The organism is Siphonobacter sp. BAB-5385 (assembly GCF_002261125.1).
Taxonomy (GTDB): domain Bacteria; phylum Bacteroidota; class Bacteroidia; order Cytophagales; family Spirosomataceae; genus Siphonobacter.
This window is the reverse complement of record NZ_NMPS01000252.1, coordinates 82,370-101,173: the sequence shown is the minus strand read 5'-3', so window position 1 is coordinate 101,173 and position 18,804 is coordinate 82,370. Positions and strand designations below refer to the sequence as shown.

20 protein-coding genes and 1 pseudogene are annotated in these 18,804 nt (G+C 48.4%); 12 read left to right on the top strand and 9 right to left on the bottom strand.

What is annotated here, in order from left to right:
- A pseudogene (locus BWI93_RS26740) lies at positions 1–790 on the top strand (asparagine synthetase B); the annotation flags it as partial.
- A gap of 64 nt (positions 791–854) precedes the next feature.
- Here BWI93_RS26740 and BWI93_RS26735 read toward each other — a convergent pair.
- Positions 855–1,820 (bottom strand): DNA/RNA non-specific endonuclease, encoded by a 966-nt coding sequence (locus BWI93_RS26735; protein WP_094816992.1) that lies wholly within the window; start codon positions 1,818–1,820, stop codon positions 855–857.
- 141 nt (positions 1,821–1,961) lie between these two features.
- On the opposite strand from BWI93_RS26735, the gene BWI93_RS26730 reads away from it, so the two are divergent.
- The 3 genes from BWI93_RS26730 to BWI93_RS26720 all read left to right on the top strand — a co-directional run bounded on the left by BWI93_RS26730 (position 1,962) and on the right by BWI93_RS26720 (position 4,849).
- Positions 1,962–2,786 (top strand): purine-nucleoside phosphorylase, encoded by an 825-nt coding sequence (locus BWI93_RS26730; RefSeq protein WP_094816991.1) that lies wholly within the window; start codon positions 1,962–1,964, stop codon positions 2,784–2,786.
- Between the two features lie 179 nt (positions 2,787–2,965).
- Positions 2,966–3,451, top strand: a complete 486-nt coding sequence (locus tag BWI93_RS26725) for a hypothetical protein (protein ID WP_094816990.1) — start codon at positions 2,966–2,968, stop codon at positions 3,449–3,451.
- 105 nt (positions 3,452–3,556) lie between these two features.
- Positions 3,557–4,849, top strand: coding sequence for a Gfo/Idh/MocA family protein (locus tag BWI93_RS26720; RefSeq protein ID WP_094816989.1), 1,293 nt, complete (start codon positions 3,557–3,559; stop codon positions 4,847–4,849).
- Between the two features lie 154 nt (positions 4,850–5,003).
- Here BWI93_RS26720 and BWI93_RS26715 read toward each other — a convergent pair whose 3' ends face one another.
- Positions 5,004–5,324 carry a hypothetical protein gene (locus BWI93_RS26715; protein ID WP_094816988.1) on the bottom strand — a complete coding sequence of 107 codons (321 nt, stop codon included), beginning with the start codon at positions 5,322–5,324 and terminating at the stop codon, positions 5,004–5,006.
- 117 nt (positions 5,325–5,441) lie between these two features.
- On the opposite strand from BWI93_RS26715, the gene BWI93_RS26710 reads away from it, so the two are divergent.
- The 8 genes from BWI93_RS26710 to BWI93_RS26675 all read left to right on the top strand — a co-directional run bounded on the left by BWI93_RS26710 (position 5,442) and on the right by BWI93_RS26675 (position 11,975).
- The gene (locus BWI93_RS26710) at positions 5,442–6,179 is read left to right on the top strand and encodes an electron transfer flavoprotein subunit beta/FixA family protein (protein WP_094816987.1); all 738 of its coding nucleotides are present in this window, start codon (positions 5,442–5,444) and stop codon (positions 6,177–6,179) included.
- A 217-nt stretch (positions 6,180–6,396) separates the two neighbouring features.
- Positions 6,397–7,362, top strand: a complete 966-nt coding sequence (locus BWI93_RS26705; protein ID WP_094816986.1) for an electron transfer flavoprotein subunit alpha/FixB family protein — start codon at positions 6,397–6,399, stop codon at positions 7,360–7,362.
- Positions 7,363–7,485: 123 nt separating this feature from the next.
- Positions 7,486–8,088, top strand: coding sequence for a bifunctional nuclease family protein (locus BWI93_RS26700; RefSeq protein ID WP_094816985.1), 603 nt, complete (start codon positions 7,486–7,488; stop codon positions 8,086–8,088).
- Positions 8,089–8,202: 114 nt separating this feature from the next.
- Positions 8,203–9,087, top strand: a complete 885-nt coding sequence (locus tag BWI93_RS26695) for an ABC transporter permease (RefSeq protein ID WP_094816984.1) — start codon at positions 8,203–8,205, stop codon at positions 9,085–9,087.
- Between the two features lie 49 nt (positions 9,088–9,136).
- Positions 9,137–9,412 (top strand): DUF3098 domain-containing protein, encoded by a 276-nt coding sequence (locus BWI93_RS26690; protein WP_094816983.1) that lies wholly within the window; start codon positions 9,137–9,139, stop codon positions 9,410–9,412.
- Positions 9,413–9,508: 96 nt separating this feature from the next.
- Positions 9,509–10,303: an undecaprenyl-diphosphate phosphatase gene (locus BWI93_RS26685; RefSeq protein WP_094816982.1), complete on the top strand. Its 795-nt coding sequence runs from the start codon at positions 9,509–9,511 to the stop codon at positions 10,301–10,303.
- A gap of 2 nt (positions 10,304–10,305) precedes the next feature.
- Positions 10,306–11,025 carry a tRNA pseudouridine(55) synthase TruB gene (gene truB, locus BWI93_RS26680; protein WP_094816981.1) on the top strand — a complete coding sequence of 240 codons (720 nt, stop codon included), beginning with the start codon at positions 10,306–10,308 and terminating at the stop codon, positions 11,023–11,025.
- 5 nt (positions 11,026–11,030) lie between these two features.
- Positions 11,031–11,975, top strand: a complete 945-nt coding sequence (locus BWI93_RS26675) for a bifunctional riboflavin kinase/FAD synthetase (RefSeq protein ID WP_094816980.1) — start codon at positions 11,031–11,033, stop codon at positions 11,973–11,975.
- Between the two features lie 118 nt (positions 11,976–12,093).
- Here BWI93_RS26675 and pheA read toward each other — a convergent pair whose 3' ends face one another.
- From pheA to BWI93_RS26640, 7 genes are all read right to left on the bottom strand, one after another.
- On the bottom strand, positions 12,094–13,170 hold the full coding sequence (gene pheA, locus BWI93_RS26670; RefSeq protein WP_176454351.1) for a chorismate mutase: 1,077 nt from the start codon (positions 13,168–13,170) through the stop codon (positions 12,094–12,096).
- Positions 13,171–13,193: 23 nt separating this feature from the next.
- Positions 13,194–14,150, bottom strand: a complete 957-nt coding sequence (locus BWI93_RS26665; RefSeq protein ID WP_094816978.1) for a glycosyltransferase — start codon at positions 14,148–14,150, stop codon at positions 13,194–13,196.
- Between the two features lie 26 nt (positions 14,151–14,176).
- The gene (locus BWI93_RS26660) at positions 14,177–14,377 is read right to left on the bottom strand and encodes a GNAT family N-acetyltransferase (RefSeq protein ID WP_255158088.1); all 201 of its coding nucleotides are present in this window, start codon (positions 14,375–14,377) and stop codon (positions 14,177–14,179) included.
- Between the two features lie 11 nt (positions 14,378–14,388).
- On the bottom strand, positions 14,389–14,688 hold the full coding sequence (locus tag BWI93_RS26655) for a GNAT family N-acetyltransferase (protein ID WP_094816976.1): 300 nt from the start codon (positions 14,686–14,688) through the stop codon (positions 14,389–14,391).
- Positions 14,688–15,425: a bifunctional 2-polyprenyl-6-hydroxyphenol methylase/3-demethylubiquinol 3-O-methyltransferase UbiG gene (locus BWI93_RS26650; protein WP_094816975.1), complete on the bottom strand. Its 738-nt coding sequence runs from the start codon at positions 15,423–15,425 to the stop codon at positions 14,688–14,690. The genes BWI93_RS26655 and BWI93_RS26650 overlap by 1 nt, the downstream gene beginning before the upstream one ends.
- A 154-nt stretch (positions 15,426–15,579) precedes the next feature.
- On the bottom strand, positions 15,580–16,395 hold the full coding sequence (locus BWI93_RS26645; RefSeq protein ID WP_199182041.1) for a phytanoyl-CoA dioxygenase family protein: 816 nt from the start codon (positions 16,393–16,395) through the stop codon (positions 15,580–15,582).
- Between the two features lie 258 nt (positions 16,396–16,653).
- Positions 16,654–18,552: a DNA topoisomerase IV subunit B gene (locus tag BWI93_RS26640; protein ID WP_094816974.1), complete on the bottom strand. Its 1,899-nt coding sequence runs from the start codon at positions 18,550–18,552 to the stop codon at positions 16,654–16,656.
- Positions 18,553–18,804: the final 252 nt, after the last annotated feature.

Below are 18,804 nucleotides of genomic sequence, written 5' to 3'. Positions count from 1 at the left end.
CTGGCTACACCTGCACCACGAAGACTTTACGGGCCAGATGGGCAAATTCTGGCAACACCGAAACTATCCTTACTACCAAACCCAGAAACGGGAAGGTCAGCAAACCGCCAGCAAATACGGCTTACAAACGATTCCTCAACTAAAGTTTAACGTTGCCAAAAAGATTCAGGAATTTGTATCCGGTGGGGGCTATATGTTTGCCATGTGTAACGCTACGGATACCTACGATGTGGCTCTGGCTGCTAATGGAGTCGATTTTGTGGATGCATTTTATGATGGTACGCCCGCGGATCCGAACATCAACCAGAAACTGGATTTTTCTCAAACGTTCGCATTTAAGGATTTTAAAGTGATCCTGGACCCGTACCAGATTGAGTTTTCGACCATTGACAGTCAGCCCGATGAACGGCGTTTGATGGAATCGAACGATTACTTCCAGTTGTTTCAATTCTCCGCCAAATGGGACGCCGTACCTACCATGCTTACGCAAAACCACGAAACGACCATCAAAGGATTCATGGGCCAGACGACGGCTTTCAAGAAAGAATTCATCAAACCCGAAGTACAGGTCCTGGGTGAAAATCGTTCGGTTGGCGAAGCTCGCTACATTCACGGTACATACGGCAAGGGTTTCTGGACCTTTTACGGCGGTCACGATCCGGAAGATTACCGGCACGAAGTGGGCGAAGAACCCACGGACCTGAACCTCCATCCGACTTCACCCGGCTATCGCCTCATTTTGAATAATATTCTGTTCCCGGCAGCCAAGAAGAAAAAGATGAAAACCTAGTCGCCTGGCACAAAAAAAGGTACGGATGCGAGTCCGTACCTTTTTTTGTTCCATTCCTTCCCTCCTATTTTTCCCGACCAAACCAGGCTTTCACATCGTGCTGGGCTTCGAATTTGGCCTGTTGTGCCTTGGGTAATTTTGCGAAGAAATCGATCCCCGTTTTCTTTTCCACTTCATCAATAGAGGTGGTAAAATCCTGCATATTAACATTTACCCAACCTTTATTCCCGATCAGAAACGCAATAGCTTCCTGTCGATTGGGGTCATAAATGAGCTTGTAGTAATATTCGGGTACGGCGATGTCGGTACTCTTGCCAATAGTCGGCAATCCTTTGCGTAGTACGGGTCCCGTTACAATGACCAGATCTCCGCGTTTTTTGGTCCAGCTGCGTACCCGTTGCTCGATATGGCTCCAGATGCCCGTATTGAAATCATGGGCCTGCGGCGACATATTACTCATGTAGAAGCTTTCATTTTTCAGCTTTTGATCGTAGTTGAAATCACCCGCCGGAGCCAGGTGCCCGCGATCGTAACCCGTATTGGTGTAATCGTTTGGTAAAGCCGTTTTCGTTTCTACCAGCGGATCGGGCTGAAAACTATCCGCCCGGCGGGCATTTCCTTTCTTATTCAACAGAAAATGAACCACCCACGCCGCTTGCTCGTATGGTTCCTCGTAGTCAAGAATGTATCCTCTCCGGCGAATGATCTGGGCGTTTTTGTCGTAAGCGGGCAGGTAATCCTCCAGGCTTCCCAAAGAAGTAGAAGCCGAACCCGTATTCTCCTGACTGTCGCTGGCTTCTGAATCATACGACTCATCCGACGAGCGTTTCCGACGATCGGCTCTTTCTTCGTTTGACTCAGCCGTAGCAGAACGTCTGGGTTTCTTGATACCGACCAGCTCGTATAAATCCGCCTTGATCATTTCGAGCGGATGCGGCTTATTACAATACCTCAGAACCAGACCGATTCCGATTAAAAACAAAAGAAAAACAAGGCGATTGTTACGCATCCCTCTGGTACGTGGCATCATGAATGGGTAAAAAGTGTAATTAAAAACGACGCAAAGATGAGTTGATTTTATGGGGTTCGAGTAAAAATAAGAGATAAAATGCGGGCAAGTTTTTTTAGTCAGGCCTCGTAGTATCTTCGCAGAAACCCTTTACTCCATTCCATGACGCTCAAAGCCATTCAGGAGGCCAGTCAGGCCATCCGCAATCAATTCCCTGATTTTCAACCTACGATAGGAATCATTTTAGGCACGGGTCTGGGTCATTTGGCCAGTGAAGTACAGATTCTGGGAGCGATCCCTTATGATCAGATTCCGCACTTTCCTTTATCCACTGTCGAGTCTCATTCGGGTAAGCTTTTATTGGGTACGCTGGCGGGCCAGTCAGTCATTTGTTTACAGGGACGCTTTCACTACTACGAAGGATATTCCATGCAGCAGGTGACCTTTCCGGTTCGTGTGATGCACGCCCTGGGCATTCGGCATTTGTTCGTTTCCAATGCGGCGGGTGGCTTGAACCCGGCCTTCCGTACCAGCGATCTGATGATCATCGACGACCACGTTGCTCTGTTTCTACCCGAGAGTCCGTTGCGGGGCTTCAACCCACCGGAGTTCGGTCCCCGTTTCCCGGATATGAGTGCTCCTTACGATGCCGCGTGGATTCAGCAGGCGAAAACGATTCTCGAAGAACTGGGTCTGCCGCCGCATACGGGCGTCTACACCAGCGTACAGGGACCGCAACTGGAAAGTAAAGCCGAGTATCGTCTGTTGCGTCAACTGGGGTCGGACGCCGTGGGCATGAGTACCGTACCCGAAGTACTGGTGGCCCGACAGATGGGCATGCGGGTGTTCGCCTGCTCCGTAATCACGGATTTGTGTATTCCTGAAACGTTGAAAGAAGCTAAACTCTCCGAAATACTGGCCGCCGCGGCGAAAGCGGAACCGCATTTGAGTCAGCTTTTCAAACGGTTGATTGAACAGATGGACTGAGTTGCAGAAATTAAAGTTTTGTCATTCCAACGCCAGTGGTTTGGATGGGGTCTTTTGTAGACTGGAAAAGTTCTGTAATACATGAAGCTCGCCTATACGTTAAAAACGCTCACGCAAGCTTTTAAAGGGACAGACTTTAAGCCAGACTCATGTACTCAACCACACAAACCTTTTTACGTATGAAGAACTGGTTCGGACTACTGATCTCATCTATCCTGTTTCTGGGTTGTCAATCCAAGGAGAATTTGCCTAAAGAAACGTATACTATATTTTCTAATCATTACATCGATCTTTGGGGGCCCGATACCCTCCGGGGTGGCTCGTTTTTTATCCTTGAGAAAGCTTCTACCTACGTAGCGTATTACAACGCTGACGATCGGGACTTAAGAAATTGCCCCGATTGTGGTTCTCCGGTTATTGCTTTTGAATTTGATCCGAGTCTTCTGTCCTTTCGTTATAGTACCGTCCGTGAATTAAAAACTGCCAACGTTACTTCAGGTTGGAATGGTGGGTTTAATGGTCCCTATGGATACCGGGTTCAGTCTGGCACCATCACCGGCCAAAAGCAAGGTCTCCATCGATGGCTCATTTCGATGGATCTGCCTGCGGATTCATCTATTTACTTCAAAGGTTTCAAGAAAACGGCTGTATATAAGGTACGGTAATACCTCGTATAGAGGCTTAAAAAGCAGCAAGGAACTCCCTCATCCAAACACTCTGCGTATATTTGACTCAAAGCCTCGGGCTTTCGTCTTATATCTCTAGCCTCTATGAACCGAAGAACTTTTCTGGAAAGCACGTCCAAAGCTTCCCTGGCCTTCTCGGCTACGCCCCTGCTTTCGTCCTTTATCCGTACCGAAAAGTACAAGACCGCTCTGATCGGCTCGGGCTGGTGGGGAATGAATATTCTGCGTTGTGCCGTTCAGGCAGGGCAGTCGAAAGTGGTAGCCCTTTGCGATGTCGATACACGTCAGATCAAATCCGCCCAGCAGGAACTCAGCAAACTGACCAGCGATCAGCCCAAGGTCTACCGCGATTACCGCGAAATGCTGGCCAAGGAAAAACCAGAAATTGTGATTGTCGCCACCCCTGACCACTGGCATCCGCTGTGCTGTATTGCGGCGATCGAATCCGGGGCTCACGTGTACGTCGAGAAACCCATCGGACATACGCTAATGGAGGGCCGGGCAATGGTCAATGCCGCCCGCAAGCACAACCGCGTCGTACAGGTCGGTACGCACCGGCGGGTTTCGCCCCACAACGTTTCCGGAATGGATTTTCTGAAATCCGGTAAGGCCGGCAAGGTGGGCATGGTACGGGCCTTCGTCCACTACGGCGGTGGCCCCGGCGAGAAAACGCCCGCCCAGGAGCCGCCGAAAGAACTCGACTGGGATTTCTGGTGCGGACCCGCTCCGCTCGGCGAGTATCACGCCAGTATGCATCCGAAAGGTTTCCGGTTACACCTCGATTACGCCAACGGGCAATTGGGCGACTGGGGTATCCACTGGCTCGACCAGATTCTGTGGTGGAGCGAAGATCCCTTTCCGAAACAGGTGTACTCGACGGGTGGCCGGGCCATTCGTCGCGACGACACCAATGCTCCCGACCATCAGGTAGCCGTCTGGAAATTTGATGATTTTACGGTGGAATGGGAACACCGCCTGTTTGCCGGTAACGAAGCCGAAAAAGCCAATGTGGGCTGCTATTTCTACGGAACGGAAGGTACCTTCCACATGGGCTGGACGGACGGGTGGACGTTTTATCCATCGAACAAAAACAAACCCGTCATCCATCAGGACCCTTCCCTCGATTTACCCGATCAGCAGAATATCGCCGGACTCTGGCGTAATTTCCTTGATTGTATTTCAACGGGTAAACGCCCCGTTTGTGACATCGAAATCGGGCATCGCTCCACTAATATGGCCCTGCTCGGTATGCTGTCCTATAAACTCGGTCGCAGTATCAATTGGGACGGCCAGAAAGAACTCGTCCTCAACGATGATGAAGCCAATAAACTACTCCGCCGCGATTACCGGGGGCAGTGGCAGTATCCTTCGGTTTAGTTGATGGTTTATAGGTGTTGGTTGTTTGTAGGGAGAGGTCGGTAGGCGTTAGTATTCATTGCAAGCCTAAATAGCCCCCCTACAAATAGCCAACCATTCCTATCGGTACAAGACCATTCACCAACAACTAAAAACCATCAACCAACAACTAAAATCACATTTCCCACTCATCCATCCAGCGTTGCAGGGCTCCTTTCAGTTCGCGTAAGGCGTGAAAGTCTTTCGCCTGCTCGGCCTGATGGATGCCTGCTTCATAAATCGCTTTGGCTTTCTCTTCCTCACCCGCCTCGGCCCAGAATTGCCCCGCGTGATAATACGTAGGCACGTATCCGGGGAAATCCTGTACTAATTTATCGTACCCCTCGCCTGCTTTCTGAGGATCGGACTTCTGGTATTCGAGCGTTAAGGCATACCAGTTAAAGGGATCATTCGGTTCTTCTTCACAAAACGCCAGTAATTGTTCGAGTCTATTCATACAATCTTTCTTATAAATTAGTATGCTTGCATACGTTTATTCAAAAACAATTTTAACTTCGCATTCGATAGAATCGTGTTTGTTTCCTATCAAAACCTCTTTTATTACAAATAAGCTATGAAAATTCTGGTTTGTCTCAGTATCGTTCCGGATACGACAGCGAAAATATCGTTCACCGACGGTGACACCAAGCTGAATAAAACCGGCGTTCAATTTATTGCCGGACCTTACGACGATTACGCTCTGAGCCGGGCCGTTGATTTAAAAGAACAACTAGGCGGTACGGTAACCGTACTTAACGTAGGCGATGCCGACGGCGAACCCATCATTCGGAAGGCTCTCGCGGTTGGAGCCGACGATGCCATCCGCGTAAACGCCGAACCCCGGGACGCGTATTTTGTGGCCGAACAAATTGCCGCCATCGCCCAGCGTGAATCCTATGACCTGATTCTCATGGGTCGCGAATCCATTGATTTCAACGGTGGTCAGGTACACGGCATTGTCGGCGAAATGCTGGGTTTGCCCTCCTATTCGCCCGTCATGAAACTGGAGATCACGGGCCATACCGTCCAGCTTACCCGCGAGATTGAAGGCGGTAAAGAACTTCTGGAAGCCCCCCTGCCGCTAGTACTCGGTTGTCAGGAACCCATTGCCGAGTGGAAAATCCCCAATATGCGGGGCATTATGACGGCCCGTACCAAACCCCTCAACGTAGTGGAACCCACGGGTCAGGATTCCCTGACGCAGGCCACCCGTTTCGAACTGCCCCCAGCCAAAGGAGCCGTAAAAATGATTCCGGCGGCAGAAGCCGAAACGCTCATTACCTTACTTCGCACGGAAGCGAAGGTGCTGTAATGGTTTTTCGGGTTGATTGTTATTGGTTGTTGGTTGATCGGTTGTTGGGAGTGTCTGGTTCAGATGCTAGTATTTATCAGTGATGTTAGGTTGAACGGGTTGCAAGACCAGGAAAAACCTACTCGCCACAACTTAATACCCGAATAGTTATCCACCAACAACTAAAAACCAACAACAATCAACTAAACCTACTCCCAAACGCTAAACATTCCTCCCTATGTCCGTCCTCATTTTTGCTGAATTAGATCAGGGCGAGGTTAAAGTGGCCTCCCTGGAAGCGTTATACTACGGGGCTAACGTAGCCCAAGAACTCCAGACCTCAGCTACGGCTCTGGTCATTGGTACCACGTCAGCAGACTTAGCTTCGCTGGGTCAGTATGGCGTCACGAAAGTGCTGCACGTCAGCGATGAAAAGTTCAATGCAGCGAATGCCCTGGCGTATGCCAGTATACTGGCCGCTGCCGTCGAGGCCGAACAGGCGGCCGTCATTGTCATTGCCAAATCGTCGTTAGGAGATACGCTGGCGGCCCGTTCGGCGGGTAAACTCAAAGCGGGCCTGGTATCGAACGTTACTGAATTGCCCGACACAAGTAATGGATTCCGGGTAAAACATAGCATTTACACCGGGAAAGCTTTTGCTATTACTGAAATGCGGGAGGGCCGAAAAATCCTGACGCTTAAGAAAAATGTCGTTTCCCCCGAATTAAGTCAGGCTACGGCCAGCGTCGAAAGTTTTAGCCCTTCGATTCCGGAAACTGATTTTGTAGCTAAAGTCATTCAAACCGAAAAGGCGACCGGCGAGATTTCGCTTTCGGATGCGGACATTATTGTTTCGGGCGGTCGGGGGATGAAAGGACCCGAGCATTGGAAACCCCTCGAAGAACTAGCCGAAGCTTTGCACGCGGCAACCGGCTGTTCCAAACCCGTATCTGACCTGGACTGGCGACCGCACCACGAGCATATTGGGCAAACGGGCCTGAAAGTCAGCCCGAACGTCTACATTGCCTGTGGTATTTCCGGAGCCATTCAGCACCTGGCCGGGGTCAATGGTTCGAAAGTAATTGTCGTGATTAATAAGGATCCGGAAGCCCCTTTCTTCAAAGCTGCCGATTATGGCATCGTGGGTGACGTTTTTGACATACTCCCCCGCCTGACAAAAGCGGCCCGAGAACAATTGGTATAGTCTTTTCGTTAGCATTCTGGTAGTCCTTTTAGGGCTTTGTCGGGTAATAAGGCTCGTCCGGTTTCCAAAACTCGACGGGTCTTCTTACTTTTGCCTACCTTTCTAAATAGAGGTCGTATACCAGTGGAAAAAATCAAGTTAGAGATTTTAGGTCTTTCTCCGAGTCAGTCACAGACCGGATCATTTGCGTTGATATTGGGCGAAGAATTCGGAAACCGCCGATTACCCATCATCATCGGTATGTTTGAAGCTCAGGCGATCGCCATAGAAATTGAGAAAATTACGCCTAACCGACCCATGACGCACGATTTGTTCAAGTCGTTTGCTCAGGGCTTTCACTATAAAGTCACGGAAATTGTCATTTCGGATTTGCGGGAAGGTATTTTCTTTGCTCAGATTGTTTGCACCGATGGACTGAAAGAACGCGTAATCGACGCCCGCCCTTCGGATGCCATTGCCATTGGCCTGCGATTCAACGTTCCTATTTATACCTTCGAGAACTTACTGTCAGAAGCGGGCATTGTGGCCAACGAAGGCAGTAGCAGCGAACGTTCTTCTGAATCAGCGGCTCCTTCCAGTACCGGTAGCAGCAAATCCAAACCCTTCCCCGATCAACTGAAGGATAATTCCATGGAAGATTTGCAGCGTATGCTTGATCAGGCTCTTAGCAATGAGGAGTACGAAAAAGCCGCTCAGATTCGGGATGAAATCAGTCGGCGTAACTAAGAGCAGTAAAGTATTCGTTCTTTACGCTTCGCGGGTTCCGTTAAAATCCCTTAAATTCTCTGTTTCGCTGCTCTTCGTATTCGGAAAGCTCTATTTTTGTACTGATTGTTTCGTATGGCCACTACTCAACGACGAAAGAAATACTTACCCAATCTGACCGTTACTGTCAGTCTCACGATTGCCCTATTTCTAATGGGTTTATGTGGTTTATTGACGGTGATGGGACGAAAGTTGTCAGAGGTAGTCAAACAGAATATCGAAGTTCAGGTATACCTGAACAAGGATCTGACCAATGATCAGGCGGAACAAATTCGGCGAACCATCGTAGCAAAGCCTTACGTAGCCACCCGCGAGGGAAAACCTCAGGTAACGTACGTATCCAAGGAAGAAGCCGCCGAAAAGTTTATTAAAGATACGGGTGAAAACTTCAAAGATTTCCTCGGTGAAAACCCATTACGGGACGGCGTTTTTATCAAAATCCAGGAAGATTACTTTTCTGAAGCTGGACTGAAACAAATCAAGCAGGACCTTCAGAAAATTCCGGGGGTATTTGAAGCGACGTACGTAGAGAACTTTGTTGAAGATGTGAATAAAAACATCACCAAAATCTACCTCGTACTTTCCGTTTTTGTGGTTTTATTGCTGATTATCATTGTAGTACTAGTGAATAATACCATTAAATTAGCCCTGTATTCCCAGCGATTTACCATTCGCAGTATGCAGTTGGTTGGGGCGACAAACGGATTTATTCGGAAGCCTTTTTTGTACCGGGGTATTGTTCAGGGGCTATTAAGTGCCCTTTTTGCCTGCGGCTTACTGGCGGTCATCGTCAATCTGGGTTTCAAATACATTGATGGCATTTACTTACTTCTGGGTGACTGGAAAAAGCTAGCTACCTTAGCCGTATCACTAGCCTTCATAGGAATGCTCATTGGATTTATCAGTACCTTTCAATCGGTGGAACGGTATTTACGTTCTTCCATAGATCGGTTGTATTGAGTGATTTTTCATACGTCTGGCCCGTGTGGCTCATAACTAATTTTAACTTATGGCAACAGAAACGAAAGTAGCTCCCAGTGTGAATCCTTACACGACTCCCGCTACGCCCGTAAGCCCCGCTCCTGCTCAGGCCATGCCTTTTCAACGGAGCAATTACCTGTGGATGATCATTGGCGTAGTGACCATTCTGGTCGGCTTTTTGATTATGAATATGGATAAAGAGCCTTTTGGTTTTGGTTTTATGGGCCTGACCCTCGGACCGCTGGTCGTAGTGGTGGGTTATATCATTGAGTTTTACGCTATTCTGCAGAAACCTAAAGCTTAAGTTTTTCTTAGAATTAACTTTTCGGTACTAGGAGCCCCGTGTTCCTAGTACTTTTCTTTAGTATCTTTCCGCCCTTTCCCATCAATCAACCTGTTCATGTCCATTCTTCACGCCATTATTCTGGCCATTATTGAAGGTCTTACTGAATTTCTTCCCATTTCTTCAACCGGACACATGATTCTGTACTCTTCCTTCGCCGGAATTGCTTCAGAACCGTTCGTGAAACTCTTTACCGTTGCCATTCAGTTCGGGGCCATTTTATCGGTACTGGTGTTATATATCAAGCGTTTTTTCCGGAGTATTCAATTTTATATCAAGCTTTTCGTCGCCTTTATTCCGGCAGCCGTATTTGGACTTTTACTTAGTGATGTCATTGACAGTCTGCTGGAAAGTGCCATGGGGGTAGCCGTTTCATTACTCATTGGTGGGATCATTCTGCTGTTCGTGGACAAATGGTTTGATCGGCCCCGCATCGATGATTCGGAAGATATTGACCTTTGGAATGCCTTTAAAATTGGTCTTTTCCAGTGTATCGCCATGATTCCCGGCGTATCCCGTTCAGGAGCTTCCATCGTGGGCGGTATGAGTCAGGGCATTAGTCGGAAAGCCGCCGCTGAATTTTCGTTCTTTCTGGCAGTACCTACCATGTTTGCCGCCACCGGTAAGAAAATGCTGGATTACTTTATGGATGGCAACACGCTGACCACCGAACAATGGAAGCTATTTGCCATCGGAAATGTGGTTGCGTTTATCGTCGCCATGCTGGCCATTCGCTTTTTCATTAGCTTTTTAACGAAGTACGGCTTTAAAGTTTTCGGCTGGTACCGAATCATTATGGGATTAATCATCATTGGCTTACTGCTGAGCGGTATGCAAATGGAAGTAGTGTAACAATGACGAATGAAACAACAGAACCGGTTGCTGATCCCGGCGAAGTCCTATTGATTGATAAGCCTCTGGGCTGGACTTCCTTTGCGGTGGTAAAGAAGCTGAAGTGGGCAGCCCAATACAAGAAAATTGGTCACGCCGGTACACTCGATCCCCTGGCTACGGGCCTGCTGATCTGCTGTACCGGAAAGATGACCAAGCAGATTGAAAGTTATCAGGCGGCCGAAAAAGAATATACGGGTACGTTTGTGCTGGGTAAAACGACGCCTTCGGTGGATTTGGAAACGCCATTCGACGCGGAATATCCCATCGAACACATTACAGCCCAGATCCTGGAATCGGCCCGGCAGGCATTGACCGGAGCCATTTCCCAAACCCCTCCAATTTTTTCAGCGGTTAAGGTGGATGGGAAGCGAGCCTATGAGCTGGCTCGTAGCGGACAGGAAGCAGAAATTAAATCCAAAATTATTACTGTATCGACCTTTGAGATTGATCAGAGCCGATTTCCTGAACTGGATTTTCGGATTGTCTGTTCCAAAGGCACGTATATCCGTAGTCTGGTCCGGGATTTCGGCGTACGCTGTCAGTCTGGAGCGTATTTAAAAAGTCTGCGTCGTACCCGCATTGGGGATTTCAACGTCGCGGACGCGGTCTCCCTCGAGCAGTTCGTGGAGACACACCGCCCCGGTAGCACGCTGTACGAACCCCGCATCAGACCCCTTTAAAATCTATGCAAGTACATCATGGCATTGAGCACTTTCGGAGACTTTCGAACGCCGTAGTGACAAGTGGGACATTCGATGGCGTGCATCTAGGCCATCAGAAAATATTACAGCGGTTGATTGAATCAGCCCGACAGTCGCAGGGTGAATCGGTGGTCCTTACGTTTTGGCCCCATCCCCGTACGGTCGTTGCGGCCGACAGTGCCGATCTGAAATTGCTGAATACGCTCGAAGAGAAGATTGAATCGCTGGCGGCATCGGGTATCGATCACTTAGTCGTGATTCCCTTTAATCGGGATTTTTCGCTACTCACCTCGGACGAATTCATTCGTAACATCCTTATTGCTACCATCGGTACCAAACGCCTCGTCATTGGGTACGACCACCGTTTTGGGCGGAATCGCGAAGGGGGTTTCGACTACTTACAGGCTCACGCTCATGAATACGGATTTACGGTCGAAGAAATTCCTAGCCAGGATGTGGAGCATCTGGCCGTTAGTTCAACTCGCATTCGACAGGCCTTACTTTCGGGCGACGTAGGTACCGCCGCCAACTTCCTGGGCCGTCCCTATACGCTGAGTGGTACGGTTGTCAAAGGCCGGCAGCTGGGTCGGCAACTGGGCTACCCTACGGCCAACCTGGAATTACCTGAATCCTACAAATTAGTACCCGCGGATGGCGTATATGCCGTTCGCGTACGCTGGCGAAACGACTGGTACGGCGGCATGCTCAGCATCGGTACGAATCCAACCGTAGAAGGAACGATTCGAACCATTGAGGTGAATATCTTCGATTTTGATCAGGAAATTTACGGGGAAAAGCTCACGCTTGAATTCGTAGCCTGGTTACGGGGGCAGGTGAAATACGAAGGCCTGGAACCCCTTATCACCCAAATCGGACAGGATAAGGTTGATTCGCTGGCGATTTTGCACAGCCATTCCTATACCAAGTAAGGGTTAAAAGACGACGTCTTACCGCTGTCTTTACATTCAGATTTCAAAGCAAATCGCCCGAACGTTAGGAACGTTCGGGCGATTTGCTTTTTTGTTATTATTGAATGGCTTGGGTCTGCTAATCTACCAGCTTTACGTAGCTACCCAGCCACTTGATTTCGGATTGAATCTGCCGAAAAATCTTTTGCACTTTGTCGTCTTTCGCGTGTCCTTCAAATTCCATCAGGAACCAGAAGCCAAACCGATCACCCTGCCGACTGGGATGACTCGCCAGTTTCGTTAGGTTGATGTCGTACACCTCAAACTCCCGCAGGAATCGCGAAAGCGTACCCGATTTATCCGAATTCGGAAACTGTACAATTACCGTCGTTTTATCATTTCCCGAAGGCATGGTATCGAATTCTTTGGCCAGAATCAAAAAACGGGTACGGTTAACAATAGAATCCTGGATGTTATTAAACAAAACGGGTACGCCATAAATCTTTCCGGCAATGTCCGAGCAGATCGCAGCGGCGTAAGGATCCTCCGATGCCATTTTGGCAGCTTTGGATGTTGATTCCACCGGGATAATCTCTACTGAATACCCGCTGAAATAGTCATCCAGGAATCGCTTACACTGCCGGAACCCAATATCCTTGGAATAAATCCGCTGAATTTCGCTCAGCTTTTCGGCCTTCGTAGCGAATGCAAAGTGAATCGGCTTAACGATTTCCGCCGCAATACGCACGTCTTTTTCGTTGAGGTTATCAACGGTTTCGAAGACTAAGCCTTCCTGGTTGTTTTCAATGGGAACAATGCCAAATTTCGCCCGTCCCGTCTCTACGGATTCGAATACGGATCGAATTGTGGGCAAAGCGTCATACTCACTCATGGCCCCGAACCGGGATTCGGCGGCCTGGTGGGTAAAACTTCCTTCGGGCCCCAGGTACGCAATTCGCTCGGGCAATTCGATATTACGAGCAACGGCAAAAATTTCCTGAAAAATGGCTTCGATGGCATCCGAACGCAGCAAGCCATCGGATTGATGGGCCAGCCGGTCTACAATAGCCTTCTCCCGCTCGGGGCGGTAAATCAGGGCCTGCGATGATCGTTTGAGTTCACCAACCTGCTGCACAACGTTCATCCGGGCATTCATCAGAACCAGCAACTGATTGTCGATGGCATCAATCTGATTCCGTAATTCTTCTAAAGTCACAGTACATGAGGGTTTATTCGGTCTTACTTCAAGCCACGTAGCTTCCGGGAAATGTCGAGCTGCCGTTTCGTTAGGATTTTTTCCTTGAACAAATTCGTCCATGGTTTCCGATACGTTGCCGGATCGTACTTTACCGCTCGCATCGTATAGCGTAACCGCGGCCAGAACTTTGACTCGAAATCTACGGTATCGGGCAATAACCAGTAAAATTCGGCCATCGTTTTCTTAAACCGTTCCGAAAACTGGTAGCCGGTTTCGCGGTCCAGATGTTCATACATATTAATCCGGTTCAACAAAAAGTGGGCTTCCCAACGGTGATCGGTATTGCTTTGCCCTCCGCTATGCTTGCGGTATACGGACATCACTTCATCCATATAACCAGCCGGGCCGCGTTGCGTCATCAGAATATTCAGTGGAATATCTCCACTCTTCGATTCCACCATCCAGGCGGGCAGTTTGGGCAAAAAGGTTTTCCGCAGTACGATACTGGCCGTAGCCATAAACCAGGTCTCCTTGTTTCCGATGAGATCATCGACCGTTACCACTTTCTTCTGCGTATGGTCGTTGAGCAGATACGCCGGGGCACTGCCATCCTGATAACGAACTTCCGCGTTGTGGAAACTCATCGAAAACTCCGGGTGCTGATCCAGAAAATCTACCTGTTTCTGTAGCTTCAGTGGGTTAATCCAGAAATCGTCTCCTTCGCACAAAGCCAGGTATTCGCCCTGACAGGCATCGTACGTATCAATAAAATTGTAGATCGCTCCGCGATTGGTTTGATTCAGTAACAGCCGGATTTTATCCGGATAGCGTTGCTGATATTCCTTTAATACCTCCTGTGTATTGTCTTTGGAGGCGTCATCGCCCACCACGATTTCAAACTCAAAGTTGGTTTTCTGAGCTAAAAAACTATCCAGGGCCTCCGCAATAAAAGGGCCGTGGTTGTAGGTAATGCAATAAACACTAAGCTTGGGCTTCATAGAAAAAAAGTCATGAGTGAACAGAATCAGCGACTCTGAAACTCATTGCGAAGAAGGCTCATACCCATCACATCCGTAAACTGACCATTCTTGAACAGGGCCTTGCGGTACAGACCTTCCTGCTGAAAACCGAAAGATTCGTACAAGCGAATGGCCCGATCATTCTCGGGGAGTACGGTCAGATAGATCCGATGCAAATTCAAATCATTGAATCCATGACGAAGGATCTCCTCCGTAGCTAAGCGTCCGATGCCTTTCGACTGATGATTTTTTCACCAATCATAATGCTATACTCCGCCTGCTGGTTAACTCGGTCTATTTGGGTTAACTGAACGGTACCTATCAGCATGGCGTCGTCCACAATGGCCAATCGCACGGCCTGATCACGGTGTTGCTGATAATAAGCAAACCAGTTCCGGTCAGCCTCCAGGCCAATGTACCGAAACTGGTTTGTTAGATACTGCATTACCTCCGGATCATTTCGCCAGCGATTGATGGACGGAACGTCTTCGATGATGATTTCTCTGAACTGAATCATTATTTATTTTCAGCCACTACGTACACACTGCTGCACAGATCCGGATATACCATACCCAGTTGGAAACAGCCTTCCATGTATTTATCGTCGATGATACCCGCTTCAAGGGCTTTATCCAATTGGAAGTTTGCCAGACCTTTGAAGAAGATACCACCCCGGTGCACGACGCTCAAGCCCGCTTCCAGTACATCTTTTTCAAGGGTATCGAGGGAATACGTAATGCGGTGACCGTGCTTTACGTCAGCGGGCGTCAGAGCGGCATTGTGCGTCAGAAAGCCCATTTTCACGGCAATCTGGCGAGAGCCTGCGTTGGCGTTAGGTACAATCAGGTACAGACGCCCCGTTGGGGTCAGGAACTGACGTACGCGAGCCATAATTTCAACCGGATTAATCAGGTGTTCCAGTACGTGCATAATAAAAATGGCATCGTACTTTTCGTCCGATTCAAACGTTTCAAAAAGTCCGTTGATGAACTTTACTTTATCGCCTACCCGACCTTTGGTAATTGCCAGAAACTCCTCAGCGGCGTCTACTACCGTCAGATCATCGAAACGCTTGGCAAGAATGCTGGTAAACTCGCCGTACATGCAACCCAATTCCAAGGCCTTTCCTTCCCGCATGAATGGTTCCAGGGTACGCATCATATAATGACGCATCCGGCGGTCAAATTCATAATCGTCGTAATCGGCAGTGATTTTATTCAGGTTTTCGTACTCAGCCTGCAGCGTCTGATCCATAATCGTTGGTTGAATTGTTTAAATGAGAAACCCTTTCCAGCAGTTGCTGGAAAGGGATTGGGTTTATTTTACTTCCGTATGTTGATCCGTCGGTCCTTTCAAAAAAGGTGCTTACGGATAATTCACTTCTGAATTGGCCTGCAATTTAATGCAATTAACCTTGTCCCGGAATATATAAGCGTTTTTCTGGTACCTGATACCACTCATCTAGGTCGGCAGGTACGCGGGAGTTATAGCCCAGCAACTGTTTCACCAGCGGTGAGAAAGTAGCCGTACGCTCGTAACCGAAGTAGCGTGAGTAGTCAAACTGAGGTTTGAAGAAAGGCTTGGTAAACATCGGCGTCAAACCACGACGAATCTGATCGGTCTGGTTGGTACCAGCGGCGTGCCATACGTTCGAGTTGAACAAAACGATACTACCCTTTTTCGCTACCGCCTGTTCAGCTACGGCGAAAAATTGTTCGTCCGAAGGCTTTTCGGCGTATTTGTGGGAACCACTCATGAACCAGGTCGCTCCGTTTTCGGGCGTAAAGTCGTCGAGCATCACCAGCATATTCAGCATCAGATGCAAATCACCGCTCCAGGTACGAATGTCGCGGTGTACATTTCCTACGTAGGAAGAGGTTTCGGCCTTGAAGTTCATAACGCCCCCGAACGAGTTGAGGATGTATGGACCGTTATCGAAATAGGCCGTCATGTACTCGTGCAGAGGCATCTGCTCGAGGAACTTCATGAACGCACCTTCAAAAACTACCAAGTGGTGCGAGGTTCCGGCCGTGCGGTTTACAACGCCATTTTTAATCTGAATCTGACGGCACTCTTCCGTCGCTATATCCTGAGCCTTGATGAGTTCTTCACGGAAGTCATCTTCCAGTACTTCATTAAAAATCACCCAGCCCTTGGTGTCCATTTCTGACCGAAAGGTGTCCAGGTCCATAAGCTTGGGTTCTGTAGCTAATGCATTGTCCATGACAGATTGGATTTGGTTTTCGCAAAGATAAACGGGATCAATTGTTGGAGGGGTGCCACAAAGTCATCCCATTAAAAAATAATTATCAGTTTTTTAATGACCTGCTGAGTATAAAGACTCTGCTTCGGCCCGTTCCTGGTACCAATCTCCGCGAATTTTAGCTCGTTCATGCTGGCTACTAAACTGGAATGGAATGCGGTTTGTTTTGGAAAAACAAAAACGCTGATGAGGAGGTTCTCATCAGGCGTTGAACGTCGGTTAGGCTACTTCCAATATTTCCTCAACATCATCTTTTTCGATAATGAGGTTGTCAATGATAAACCGCTGACGGTCGGGCGTGTTTTTGCCCATGTAATAGCTTAACAACTTCGGAATCGTCGATTCTTTTTCCAGGATCACCGGTTCCAAACGCATGTCTTCACCAATGAACTTTCCAAATTCATCGGGAGAAATTTCACCCAGGCCTTTAAATCGGGTGATCTCCACTTTACGTCCATTCGTAGAAAGCCGGGCTATCGCTTTCTGCTTCTCCTCTTCCGAGTAACAGTAAATGGTATCCTCGTGCTTTTTCGGATTTCGTACCCGGAACAGGGGCGTTTCCAAAATGTACAGGTGACCATTCCGTACAATGTCAGGGAAGAATTGCAGGAAGAACGTCAGTAGCAACAAACGGATGTGCATTCCATCCACGTCGGCATCGGTAGCAATGACGATTCGGTTGAATCGAAGCGTATCCAGACCGGCTTCAATGTCCAACGCGTGTTGCAGCAGGTTAAACTCTTCGTTTTCGTACACAATCTTCTTGGTCAGTCCGAAGCAGTTCAGCGGCTTTCCGCGAAGACTGAATACGGCCTGCGTCTGTACATTTCGGGACTTCGTAATGGAACCCGATGCTGAATCTCCCTCCGTAATGAACAGGGTCGTTTCCAGACGATCTTCGGCTTTGGCATCCGGCAGGTGAATGCGGCAGTCGCGTAGTTTCTTGTTATGAACGCTGGCTTTTTTAGCCCGGTCATTTGCCAGCTTTTTGATTCCGGCAATTTCCTTCCGTTCCCGTTCCGACTGCTCGATGCGTTTTTTCATCGCCTCAGCAACCGCCGGATTTTTATGGAGGAAGTTGTCTAATTCCGTTTTCAAAAAGTCAACGATATGTCCGCGTACGGTTGGCGAGCTAGTATCTGGCGACATATTCGTCGAACCTAGTTTCGTCTTCGTCTGCGATTCGAATACGGGTTCCTGTACCCGCAGGGAGACGGCCGCGGAGATACTGGCCCGGATATCTTCGGGTGCGTAATCTTTCTTGAAAAATTCGCGGGCTGTCTTGACTACGGCCTCTTTGAAAGCCGCCAGGTGCGTACCCCCCATAGTCGTATTCTGACCGTTCACGAACGAGTAGTATTCCTCGCCATACTGATTGCCGTGCGTCATGGCAATCTCAATATCATTTCCTTTCAGGTGGATGATGGGATAACGGATACTATCGGGATCCGTCTTACGTTCGAGCAAATCCAGCAGACCCCGCTGGGCTATGTACTTTTGGCCGTTAAACTGAATCGTAAGCCCAGCATTTAGGTACGCATAGTTCCAGATCTGGTTTTCCAGATACTGCGGAATGAAGTGGTAATTTTTAAATACCGTATTATCCGGTTCAAACACCACGTGTGTTCCGTTCCGTTCCTTGGTTTCAATGGTACCTTTGGACTGACGCACAAGTTCGCCCTTCGAAAATTCAGCCCACTTAGCCTGACCATCCCGTACTGACTGAACCCGGAAAAAGGCCGAAAGGGCGTTGACTGCTTTTGTACCAACCCCGTTCAATCCTACTGATTTCTGGAAAGCTCCGGAGTCGTATTTTCCACCCGTATTAATTTTGGAAACTACGTCGATGACTTTCCCCAACGGAATGCCCCGACCGTAGTCACGTACTTCCACACGGTGTTCGGCAATTTTCACTTCAATGGTTTTGCCGAATCCCATGACGTGTTCGTCAATACAGTTGTCAATGACTTCTTTTACAAGTACGTAAATCCCGTCATCCGCCGAAGAACCGTCGCCCAGTTTCCCAATATACATCCCCGGACGCAGGCGAATATGCTCTTTCCAGTCCAGCGAACGGATACTATCTTCGGTGTAATCTGTTAATTTTTGTTCTGCCATGAGTCAATTTTTCAACCATTCAATCGTTCATCAAAAATAAGATTTGTTCAATTTCCATCATAGGAAAAATCGTATTTTAGGCAAATGTTAATTCTATGAATGGTAGCTGAATTTAGGAATTTAGTGCTTTACTTTGTGGGCTTGAAGTGATTTTTGATCACTACTTCAGTGTAAACTGTTTAGATATCAGGTGAATTTCCGAGTCCAGCCCTTCCGGGAAAAAATCAATTTTAACCAAAAGAGAATCGAAAT

Bases quoted from the DNA above. Each gene is read 5' to 3' on its own strand.
- BWI93_RS26735 (WP_094816992.1), bottom strand. From the start codon at position 1,820: ATGATGCCACGTACCAGAGGGATGCGTAACAATCGCCTTGTTTTTCTT.
- BWI93_RS26730 (WP_094816991.1), top strand. From the start codon at position 1,962: ATGACGCTCAAAGCCATTCAGGAGGCCAGTCAGGCCATCCGCAATCAA.
- BWI93_RS26725 (WP_094816990.1), top strand. From the start codon at position 2,966: ATGAAGAACTGGTTCGGACTACTGATCTCATCTATCCTGTTTCTGGGT.
- BWI93_RS26720 (WP_094816989.1), top strand. From the start codon at position 3,557: ATGAACCGAAGAACTTTTCTGGAAAGCACGTCCAAAGCTTCCCTGGCC.
- BWI93_RS26715 (WP_094816988.1), bottom strand. From the start codon at position 5,324: ATGAATAGACTCGAACAATTACTGGCGTTTTGTGAAGAAGAACCGAAT.
- BWI93_RS26710 (WP_094816987.1), top strand. From the start codon at position 5,442: ATGAAAATTCTGGTTTGTCTCAGTATCGTTCCGGATACGACAGCGAAA.
- BWI93_RS26705 (WP_094816986.1), top strand. From the start codon at position 6,397: ATGTCCGTCCTCATTTTTGCTGAATTAGATCAGGGCGAGGTTAAAGTG.
- BWI93_RS26695 (WP_094816984.1), top strand. From the start codon at position 8,203: ATGGCCACTACTCAACGACGAAAGAAATACTTACCCAATCTGACCGTT.
- BWI93_RS26690 (WP_094816983.1), top strand. From the start codon at position 9,137: ATGGCAACAGAAACGAAAGTAGCTCCCAGTGTGAATCCTTACACGACT.
- BWI93_RS26685 (WP_094816982.1), top strand. From the start codon at position 9,509: ATGTCCATTCTTCACGCCATTATTCTGGCCATTATTGAAGGTCTTACT.
- truB (WP_094816981.1), top strand. From the start codon at position 10,306: ATGACGAATGAAACAACAGAACCGGTTGCTGATCCCGGCGAAGTCCTA.
- BWI93_RS26675 (WP_094816980.1), top strand. From the start codon at position 11,031: ATGCAAGTACATCATGGCATTGAGCACTTTCGGAGACTTTCGAACGCC.
- BWI93_RS26665 (WP_094816978.1), bottom strand. From the start codon at position 14,150: ATGAAGCCCAAGCTTAGTGTTTATTGCATTACCTACAACCACGGCCCT.
- BWI93_RS26655 (WP_094816976.1), bottom strand. From the start codon at position 14,688: ATGATTCAGTTCAGAGAAATCATCATCGAAGACGTTCCGTCCATCAAT.
- BWI93_RS26650 (WP_094816975.1), bottom strand. From the start codon at position 15,425: ATGGATCAGACGCTGCAGGCTGAGTACGAAAACCTGAATAAAATCACT.
- BWI93_RS26645 (WP_199182041.1), bottom strand. From the start codon at position 16,395: ATGGACAATGCATTAGCTACAGAACCCAAGCTTATGGACCTGGACACC.
- BWI93_RS26640 (WP_094816974.1), bottom strand. From the start codon at position 18,552: ATGGCAGAACAAAAATTAACAGATTACACCGAAGATAGTATCCGTTCG.